This window comes from Persicobacter diffluens (genome assembly GCF_036244895.1).
Lineage (GTDB): Bacteria > Bacteroidota > Bacteroidia > Cytophagales > Cyclobacteriaceae > Persicobacter > Persicobacter diffluens.
The window spans coordinates 20,001-29,644 of sequence record NZ_BQKE01000012.1; the positions used below are offsets into that span (position 1 = coordinate 20,001).

The 9,644-nt window shown below is 46.8% G+C and carries 7 protein-coding genes and 2 rRNA genes (1 of these 9 only partly in view); all 9 read left to right on the forward strand.

The genetic code is table 11. The features are described from left to right. A 23S ribosomal RNA gene (locus AAA970_RS27365) occupies positions 1 to 1,977 on the forward strand; it begins 898 nt to the left of the window's first position. A 130-nt stretch (positions 1,978 to 2,107) separates the two neighbouring features. Beyond that, a 5S ribosomal RNA gene (rrf, locus tag AAA970_RS27370) occupies positions 2,108 to 2,219 on the forward strand. Positions 2,220 to 2,650: 431 nt separating this feature from the next. Next, on the forward strand, positions 2,651 to 3,580 hold the full coding sequence (locus AAA970_RS27375; RefSeq protein WP_053407013.1) for a ParA family protein: 930 nt from the start codon (positions 2,651 to 2,653) through the stop codon (positions 3,578 to 3,580). After that, positions 3,573 to 4,484 (forward strand): ParB N-terminal domain-containing protein, encoded by a 912-nt coding sequence (locus AAA970_RS27380; protein WP_338240127.1) that lies wholly within the window; start codon positions 3,573 to 3,575, stop codon positions 4,482 to 4,484. The genes AAA970_RS27375 and AAA970_RS27380 overlap by 8 nt, the downstream gene beginning before the upstream one ends. A gap of 70 nt (positions 4,485 to 4,554) precedes the next feature. Beyond that, positions 4,555 to 5,835 (forward strand): adenosylmethionine--8-amino-7-oxononanoate transaminase, encoded by a 1,281-nt coding sequence (gene bioA / locus AAA970_RS27385; RefSeq protein WP_338240128.1) that lies wholly within the window; start codon positions 4,555 to 4,557, stop codon positions 5,833 to 5,835. A gap of 8 nt (positions 5,836 to 5,843) precedes the next feature. After that, a complete protein-coding gene (locus AAA970_RS27390) occupies positions 5,844 to 7,013 on the forward strand; it encodes an aminotransferase class I/II-fold pyridoxal phosphate-dependent enzyme (protein ID WP_338240129.1) in 1,170 nt (389 codons plus the stop codon). Positions 7,014 to 7,064: 51 nt separating this feature from the next. Further along, positions 7,065 to 7,739 (forward strand): DUF452 family protein, encoded by a 675-nt coding sequence (locus AAA970_RS27395; RefSeq protein WP_338240130.1) that lies wholly within the window; start codon positions 7,065 to 7,067, stop codon positions 7,737 to 7,739. Beyond that, complete coding sequence (gene bioC, locus AAA970_RS27400; RefSeq protein WP_338240131.1) at positions 7,733 to 8,473, forward strand: malonyl-ACP O-methyltransferase BioC; 741 nt, start codon at positions 7,733 to 7,735, stop codon at positions 8,471 to 8,473. Before AAA970_RS27395 ends, bioC begins: the two co-directional genes overlap by 7 nt. A 32-nt stretch (positions 8,474 to 8,505) precedes the next feature. Beyond that, positions 8,506 to 9,183: a dethiobiotin synthase gene (gene bioD, locus AAA970_RS27405; RefSeq protein ID WP_338240132.1), complete on the forward strand. Its 678-nt coding sequence runs from the start codon at positions 8,506 to 8,508 to the stop codon at positions 9,181 to 9,183. Positions 9,184 to 9,644: the final 461 nt, after the last annotated feature.

Below are 9,644 nucleotides of genomic sequence, written 5' to 3' on the forward strand. Positions count from 1 at the left end.
GGACTAGGGGGAGTCAAATCCTACCAAATCCTGACGAACTCCGAATGCCGTCAGATATAACCGGCAGTGAGGGCATGGGTGCTAAGGTCCATGTCCGAGAGGGAAAGAACCCAGATCCTCAGCTAAGGTCCCCAAGTATACATTAAGTTGAACTAAGGCGGTCCAGTTGCATAGACAGCCAGGAGGTTAGCTTGGAAGCAGCTATTCCTTTAAAGAGTGCGTAACAGCTCACTGGTCGAGCGACAGGGCATCGATAATAATCGGGCATCAAATGTATCACCGAAGCTAGGACAGTATTTTATACTGGGTAGGGGAGCATTCTAAGGGCGGTGAAGGTGTGAGGTAACTCATGCTGGAGCGCTTAGAAAAGCAAATGTAGGCATAAGTAACGATAAGGCAGGCGAGAAACCTGCCCGCCGATAGACTAAGGTTTCCTGATCAACGCTAATCGGATCAGGGTTAGTCGGGTCCTAAGGCGAACCCGAAAGGGGTAGTCGATGGCAAATTGGTTAATATTCCAATACTTGCTGCATCAGCGATGGAGTGACGGAGTAGTGAAAGTCCCGCGAACTGACGGAATAGTTCGTTAAAGCGTGTAGGTATAGGACCGGATAGGCAAATCCACCGGACCTGCTGAACGTGATAGTACCGCAATACTTCGGTAGCGTGGATAGTGGACCTAATCAGACTTCCAAGAAAAACTTCTAAGCTTATGGTGTAGCAACCCGTACCGTAAACCGACACAGGTAGTCAAGGAGAGAATCCTGAGGCGCTCGAGTGATTCATGGCTAAGGAACTAGGCAAAATGACCCTGTAACTTCGGGAGAAGGGGTGCTTCCCTCGTAAGAGGAAGCCGCAGTGAAAAGATCCAGGCGACTGTTTAACAAAAACACATGGCTCTGCGAAATCGAAAGATGATGTATAGAGCCTGACACCTGCCCGGTGCCGGAAGGTTAAGTGGGGGCGTTAGACTTCGGTCAAAGCGCTGAAATGAAGCCCCGGTAAACGGCGGCCGTAACTATAACGGTCCTAAGGTAGCGAAATTCCTTGTCGGGTAAGTTCCGACCTGCACGAATGGTGCAACGATCTGGATACTGTCTCGGCCATGAGCTCGGTGAAATTGTAGTAGCGGTGAAGATGCCGCTTACCCGCCACGGGACGGAAAGACCCCATGAACCTTTACTACAGCTTTACATTGACATTGGGTAACTGATGTGTAGGATAGGCGGGAGACTGTGATCCTGCGTCGCTAGGCGTAGGTTAGTCATTGGTGAAATACCGCCCTTCGGTTATCTGATGCCTAATCCCAAAAGGAGACATTGTATGGCGGGTAGTTTGACTGGGGTGGTCGCCTCCAAAAGAGTAACGGAGGCTCCCAAAGGTACCCTCAGCACGCTTGGTAACCGTGCGCAGAGTGTAATAGCATAAGGGTGCTTGACTGTGAGGCCTACAAGCCGAGCAGGAACGAAAGTTGGGTATAGTGATCCGGTGGTTCCGCATGGAAGGGCCATCGCTCAAAGGATAAAAGGTACTCTGGGGATAACAGGCTGATCTCCCCCAAGAGCTCACATCGACGGGGAGGTTTGGCACCTCGATGTCGGCTCGTCACATCCTGGGGCTGGAGAAGGTCCCAAGGGTTGGGCTGTTCGCCCATTAAAGTGGCACGCGAGCTGGGTTCAGAACGTCGTGAGACAGTTCGGTCCCTATCTGTGGTGGGCGTTGGAAATTTGAGGAGACCTGTCCTTAGTACGAGAGGACCGGGATGGACATACCGCTGGTGTATCAGTTGTGCCGCCAGGTGCATTGCTGAGTAGCTACGTATGGATGAGATAAGCGCTGAAAGCATCTAAGCGCGAAACTCGCTCCAAGATGAGATTTCCTTTAAGGGTCGTTATAGACGATGACGTTGATAGGCTACAAGTGTAAAGGCAGAGATGTCATAGCTGAGTAGTACTAATTGCCCGAACACTTTCTCGTATGGGCTTTGCCCCATTAATGCAAAGACCCATAGCTATGTGTTAGTAACTTGAGAAGGCTAACACTCTTATTCCTTAGTGGAATGCTCCTCAATACTGTCTTAAAGAATCTAAAAAATATTGAAGAAACTAATGGTGGTTATTGCGAGGGTGAACACCTCTTCCCATTCCGAACAGAGAAGTTAAGCCCCTTAGCGCCGATGGTACTGCAATCACATGTGGGAGAGTAGGTCGCCGCCAGTTTGTTATTCAAAGCTCAATCTTTTGGTTGGGCTTTTTTTTTCTACTGCCAATTCGAGCATTAGATCTAATTATAATATAAATCAGCTGACCGGTTTTTCAAGACCGGTTTTCTTTTATTAATACTATTTAACATAATGTGATTTTTGTGTGAGTGGCTCCTTTGGTGGGGTGCTCTTCTTGATATCAAACCCGAAGCATTATCCTTGTTTGTGAGATTCCAGGAGCGTGAGCTGACTTCGGAGAGAGATTGAGAATACTGGAAGTAAGTAAAGTGGCTCTTCTTTTAAAGGAGCGTTGTTTGATTATTCATTTAACATAATGTAATTGAGGTGAAATAAAATCTTATTTATCAGACCTAAATTATCCAAATAGGGCTGGTTTAAAAGCTAAATTCGTCCTATTTTCAAGACTATATGCCATCTCATTCAGTCATGAAATCACAGATCACCAATTTTCTAAGACAAAAACAAAAACTGCTTAACCTCTCCGCTATTGAAAAGCAGGCCGGACTCCCTGTAAGTGTATTGGGTAAAATCCTGAGAGGTGAACGCGTCCTGACGGACAAACATGCTGAGCTTTTACTTCCGGTCCTTCAACAGGAATACGGTTACCCCACAGACGGAAAACGCTGCCGCATTATCTCTTTTCTGAATCACAAAGGGGGAGTGGGTAAAACCACCACAACGGTTCATTTAGGCAGAGCACTTTCACTGATGGACAAGAAAGTCTTAATTGTTGATTTTGATCCGCAAGCCAATGCGACCGATCACCTGGGGATAGAACATGAAGACAGTAATATTTCACATGCACTACTGGATGATCAGGCTCTTCCGGTCATTTCCATCTATGATCACTTCGATCTGGTTCCGGGAGATATCGACCTGGCACAGGTTCCCCGTAAATTTTCCGGAAGCGCTACACAATATATCCGTTTAAAAGCTGCTCTGGATCCGATTAAGGATCAGTATGATTTCATCCTGATTGACTGCCCGCCATCTTTGGAATACTTTACCCAGAATGCATTGAATGCTTCCACTGAAGCGATTATTGTATCTGCTCCCACACGTTTGTCTTTGAAAGGAATTCCATTGGCGATTGAGACGATTGATGAATTGAAAATGGTGAATCCATCCCTGGAATTATTAGGGGTCGTCATCACAGATTCCGAAAGACTGAAAGTCAGTAAGCGATCAGAAGAAAACCTCCGGGACAGCGGGCTTCCGATTTTCAAAACCGTTATACGTCATTTCAAACATTACAAAGAAGCTTCTGAAGAAGGCCTGACCATCTTCGATTGCTTCCCGAAACATCACAGCACAAGCGATTACCAAAAACTCGCTAAAGAAATCATCTATGGCTAGAAGAACCATTGACTTTAAAGGAAGTCAGCAAGAGATACAGAAGAGAAAGCAAACCGCCAGAGTTATTGCGGGTATAGATACAGAAATCACCCTGGATATTCTTCCGGAACTGGACTTGTTGATTCCTCGTCCAAATCAGGAGGAAATTGAACTTTTAGAAGAAAGCATCCTGAAAGAAGGGCTTCGGGAACCTATCTCCGTATGGAAGCATGAAGGCAAACAAATCATCGTAGATGGGCATAACCGATACGCTATACTTAAGAGGAATAACCTCCCAATAGAAATCAATATCATTCATTTTGAGGATATTGAGTCAGTAAAGGACTGGATGATTGACACACAATTAGGAAGAAGAAACCTGACCGATGAGAAGCGTGCTTACCTGATTGGAATGAAGTATGAGCGGGAAAAACTCCCTCGTGGCAGAAAAGGAAAATTGGACTCAGAAAAGAGGAAAAATTTTCCTCTTTTAAAGGAAAATCCAGCAAATACTTCCTCTAAAGAAATTGGGAAGCAGAATAATTTAAGTGATCGTACCATTCGGAATCACGCTGTTTTCTACCGTGGTGTAAACCTTTTGAGCAAGCAAATGAAAGATGATTTGCTGGAAGGAAATATTAAGATCAGCAAAGGAAATCTGAAAACCATCGCACAACATGCCAGTCAGATCAGAACTCCGATTGAAAACCTCCAGGAGGTGAAAAGCATTGTCGATCGGTTCACGATTTCAGGCAAAACCAACCAACCAGCTGTTCCGGAAGTTCACCAGCTTCAGGAAGAGTTGTTACAGAAGGTAAAACAAATCTATCAAAAATCAGCCTCGATGCCGGACTTTGACCGCAACCAGATACTGGAGACTTTAGGAAGCTGGGTGAAGCTGGAACAGGAAAAGCTTTCAAAATAAGCGGATCCCTTTTCCGCTTACTTTTTGACCTCTAAATTCGCCCCGATCATCCCATCTTGATTTTTAAACTATGGATACGAAAGCACTTTTAGGCTTTGATAAAAACCACCTTTGGCATCCCTATACTTCCATGATTGACCCACTGCCGGTTTATCCGGTGGAATCTGCTCATGGATGTAAACTCAAACTTGCGAATGGAAAAGAACTAATTGACGGAATGTCTTCCTGGTGGTGTGCTGTTCATGGTTATAATCACCCGGTGTTGAATGAGGCGATAACTACGCAGACTCAAAAGATGTCCCATGTGATGTTTGGGGGAATTACTCACCAGCCGGCCGTTGAACTCGGACAGCTTTTAGTAGAACTCACTCCAAAACCACTGCAGAAAGTATTCCTGGCGGACTCCGGATCTGTTGCTGTGGAAGTGGCGCTGAAGATGGCAATTCAATACTGGTACAGCCAGGGCAATACGAAAAAGAATAAGATGCTTACCATCCGGTCCGGCTACCATGGCGATACCTTCCATGCCATGTCGGCTTGTGATCCGGTAAATGGTATGCATCATATCTTCTCTGGAGTCCTCCCGATTCACCACTTCGCCGACCAACCCAAAAGCCGCTTTGACGGGGAATGGGATCCGTCGGATATTCAAAGTATGCGCGAGCAGTTGGAGCAATATCATGAGGAAATCGCTGCCGTTATCCTCGAACCTGTATTGCAGGGAGCGGGAGGGATGTGGGCTTATCATCCGCAATACCTGACCGAACTCCGCGCACTTTGTGACGAGTTCAACGTCCTGTTGATTTTCGATGAAATTGCCACCGGCTTCGGACGCACCGGTAAACTCTTCGCGATGGAACACGCCAATGTAGTACCGGATATTCTGTGTGTGGGAAAAGCCATCACCGGCGGATATATGACTTTGTCAGCCACCATGACCACCGATCATGTTGCGGAAATCATCTCTTCCAACAGTCCGCACGTCTTCATGCACGGTCCTACTTTTATGGGTAATCCATTGGCTTGTGCAGTAGCTGTAGCCAGTTTGAAATTACTCCTTGAGAACAACTGGGAGCAGCAGGTGGAATCCATCCATCAGGTTTTAGCTGCAGAAATTCTCCCGATTAAAGATTGGGAACAAGTTGCCGACACCCGGGTAATTGGTGCGGTAGGAGTCGTGGAAATGAAAGCAGCGGTCGATATGGCTTCCATTCAAAAACAGTTCGTGGAGCAGGGTATCTGGGTACGTCCATTCGGTAAACTTATCTATATCATGCCGCCATTTATCATCTCTGATCAGGAGTTAAAACAGTTGATTCATGGGATGAAATCTGTAATTTCAACACTCTGATTAAAAAGATGATGTATAAGCACTGGCAAGCACAACTCAACCTACTACAAGAACAGGACAGCTATCGAAGTCTGAAGAATGTAGAACCACTGGGCGGACCGTGGGTCAACTTCGAAGGACAGCGTATGCTCAACCTTTCTTCCAATGATTATCTGGGGATCGCACATGATCCGCAACACCTGCGGAACTTCTATACCCAAATCACGGAAGACAGCCTGTTCGATCAGTTCGGTTTGAGTGCGACCTCTTCCAGATTGCTTACCGGTAATCATCCCGCTTATCAGGAACTGGAGCGCACGCTTTGCTACCACTATCAGAAAAGCGGTGCGCTGATGTTCAACTCCGGCTACCACGCTAATCTGGGTATACTGCCGGCGCTTATCGGAAAAGGTGACCTCATACTTTCCGACAAGCTGAACCATGCCAGTATCATCGATGGTGCCCGTTTGTGTGATGCGGATTTACTTCGTTACAAACACCTCAACTACGAGCATCTTCGTTCCTTCCTGGAAAAGAACCGAAGCAAATACCGGCAGGTCATCATCATCACCGAAACCATCTTTAGTATGGATGGAGATGTGGCCGACCTGCAACAACTCTGTGCGCTGAAAGAAGAGTTCGACTGCCTGCTCTACATTGACGAAGCCCATGCGATCGGGACTCGGGGTGAACACGGACTCGGGATTTGCGAAGAGCAAAATGTAATAGACAGCGTCGACATCATCAGCTGTCCTTTGGGGAAAGGAATGGCTTCCATAGGTTGCTTTACCATGATGGATGAAGTACTGCAGGAGTACCTGATCAATAAGATGAGGCCTTTGATTTTTACCACGGCCTTACCCCCGATCAACATCGCCTGGACCCAATATGTCTTCGGTGAAATACTGAGGAGTAAAACCAAGAGAGATCATCTAAAAGACCTTTCAGTCCATAGCCAGAAGTTACTATCAGATAGCGGATTCAAGGTAGAGAGTGAAAGTAATATTTTACCTCTGATTTTGGGAGAAAACGAACTTACTGTCCGTACAGCAAAGGCCCTTCAGGACGGTGGATTTCTGGTATTTCCCATCCGTCCGCCATCAGTTCCAAAAGGCAGTTCCAGGTTGAGAATCTCCCTGACAGCAGACATCCGGAAAGAAGATTTAACCTCCTTTATTGATATTCTCCAAAAGTCATAAGTAGCGGAAACCCACTGCGGCCAAACGGGAAATTTTTGGTAATTTGCCCACATGGAAACGCAATGGATGAGGCAGCAGGGCAGTGAGGCTTTGCTTATTTTTTTCTCAGGTTGGGGGCAGGATCCCGAACCATTCCGGAAGATCACTTCCGATATTTTCGATGTATTGATCGTTTATGACTACCGGTCTGTGCCCGGAGAATTCCCGGTCAATACAGAAAACTATAAGCACACGACGATCATCGCCTGGTCAATGGGAGTATGGGTGGCACATGAATATTTCCCCGGACTTTTAAAGCAGGCCACGGAAAGCATTGCCATCAACGGTACCGGTCAGCCCATCCATGATCAGTCCGGAATTCCGGAAGCCATCTATCAGGGAACGCTGGATCATTTCTCTGAGAAAACCCGCGACCGTTTCTTCCTTCGAATGTGCGGAGGACGCAGCGGACTGCAACACTACCCGATGCCACAGCGATCGGTAACCGATCAGCAGGAAGAGCTGGCCGCACTGCAATCCGCCGTCCAACAAAGGGAGGAACACCCACCGGTATTTCGTCGGGCCATCATCACAGAACAGGACCTGATCATCCCCACCAACAATCAACAGCACTACTGGCAGCAATTTCCACAAACCGAAATCACCACCATTCCCGGCGCACACTATCCTTTTGCTGCCTGGGAAAATTGGGAACAGTTAATCACTTTAGTGACGACGGTATGCTGATCAATAAAGAACTTGTACAGTCCCGGTTTCGGGACAGCCTGCAGACTTACGATGAAGCCGCATTCGTGCAGGCAGAAATGGCAGAACATCTGTCCGGGCTGATCCGGCAATACATTCCGGAGAACAATCCGAGATGTCTGGAAATAGGTTGTGGTTCCGGTATGCTCAGCCGAAGAATGCCACATGATCAGATCGATCAATACTGGGGGAATGACCTGGTGAATGAGAGTCTGCCCATCATCCGGCAATACCGACCGGACCTGCATCCGCTTCCGGGAGATATTGAACAACTCCTTTTACCGGACGAACTGGACCTGATTGTTTCCGGATCCACCTTCCAGTGGGTACAACAACCGGAAGCCTTTTACCAAAAGCTACACCGGCAAATGTTACCGGGCCGCTTGCTTTGCTTTTCCACCTTCGGACCGGAGAACTGCAGAGAGATCCGACAGCTCACCGGACAAGGACTGCACTACCAGGCCATCGAATCCTATCCGAAGCTTATGCCGGACTTTGAACTACTGCATGCAGAAGAAACCACCTACACACTTTACTTTGAAAACGCCAGGGAAGTCCTGCGCCACATCAAAGCCACCGGAGTAAACGGACTGCAGGCATCCATGAAAGTAGCCGACCTGATGAGGTTCCAGCGCGAATACCAAAAGCAATTCCAAGTCCCCAAAGGAGTAAGTCTGACTTATCACGCTATTTACATCATTGCGAAAGCACGTTAGTATTTTTTCATTCATCCCAATGTACATCCGATATGAAACCGATATTCATCACCGCTATTGATACCGACGCCGGTAAAACTTACGCCACCGGACTCTTTGCCCGCTTCCTGCAGCAAAAAGGTTACAACACCATCAGCCAGAAACTCTCGCAGACAGGTTGTGAAGAGGTATCCGAAGATATTGAGGTGCATCGTAAGCTGATGGGTATTCCCATGCAGGAGGTTGATACAGCAGGACTGACTTGCCCGTACATCTTTCCATACCCGGCTTCTCCACACCTTTCAGCAGCAATGGTCGGTCAGAGAATTGATCCGGAAGTAATTACCAAAGCCACCGAACAACTTTGTGAGCAATACGAAAAGGTGGTGGTGGAAGGAGTGGGAGGAATCTACGTTCCGTTAAATGAGGACGTCACTTTGCTGGACTATCTGCAGGAGCAGCATTACCCCATCATCCTGGTAAGTTCTGCCAAGCTGGGTAGTATCAACCACACACTGCTGACACTGGAGATTGCGAAAAACCGCGGACTGGATGTAAGAGGTATCATCTATAATCGCATCGCTGATCACAGCGAACTCATTGCAGAAGATAGCCGTAAAGTGTTCTTGAAATTCCTGAAGCAATTCGGATTCCCGGAGGTATTGGTGGAAATCCCGAAAGTGGAGGAGGGGAAAGACTTACCGGAGATTGATTTCAGTGCCTTACTATAATCACTCCCGAAATTTTGGGCAAAGAAAAACCCAATAGTTATCGCTATTGGGCCCCAAAACTTAACCTACTTATGACTCCTGAAAATGCATTAGGTTTATAGAAAACCTTCTTTTGCCTTTCAATTATAATAGTGCGAACTCCAACCAATTCCCGCAGTTAAAATCCGCCTTTTTTCAATCCGAAAGTTATTCGCTATTAAGCTCCGATAGCGAATCCCTGAATTCACCCCACCTAAAATACATTATGTTAAATATAACACATAATGAAAAACCCTCCGAAAAGGGCTGCAAAAAAGTATGGACAAAGAAAAACCCAATAGTTATCGCTATTGGGCCCCAAAACTTAACCTACTTATGACTCCTGAAAATGCATTAGGTTTATAGAAAACCTTCTTTTGCCTTTCAATCATAACAGTGCGGATTCAAACCAATTCCCGCAGTCCCGGGGCCAGTTTTTTTTC

What these genes read in the sequence shown, in the direction of transcription:
- AAA970_RS27375 (WP_053407013.1), top strand. Translation starts at nt 2,651, where the DNA reads ATGAAATCACAGATCACCAATTTTCTAAGACAAAAACAAAAACTGCTT.
- AAA970_RS27380 (WP_338240127.1), top strand. Translation starts at nt 3,573, where the DNA reads ATGGCTAGAAGAACCATTGACTTTAAAGGAAGTCAGCAAGAGATACAG.
- bioA (WP_338240128.1), top strand. Translation starts at nt 4,555, where the DNA reads ATGGATACGAAAGCACTTTTAGGCTTTGATAAAAACCACCTTTGGCAT.
- AAA970_RS27390 (WP_338240129.1), top strand. Translation starts at nt 5,844, where the DNA reads ATGATGTATAAGCACTGGCAAGCACAACTCAACCTACTACAAGAACAG.
- AAA970_RS27395 (WP_338240130.1), top strand. Translation starts at nt 7,065, where the DNA reads ATGGAAACGCAATGGATGAGGCAGCAGGGCAGTGAGGCTTTGCTTATT.
- bioC (WP_338240131.1), top strand. Translation starts at nt 7,733, where the DNA reads ATGCTGATCAATAAAGAACTTGTACAGTCCCGGTTTCGGGACAGCCTG.
- bioD (WP_338240132.1), top strand. Translation starts at nt 8,506, where the DNA reads ATGAAACCGATATTCATCACCGCTATTGATACCGACGCCGGTAAAACT.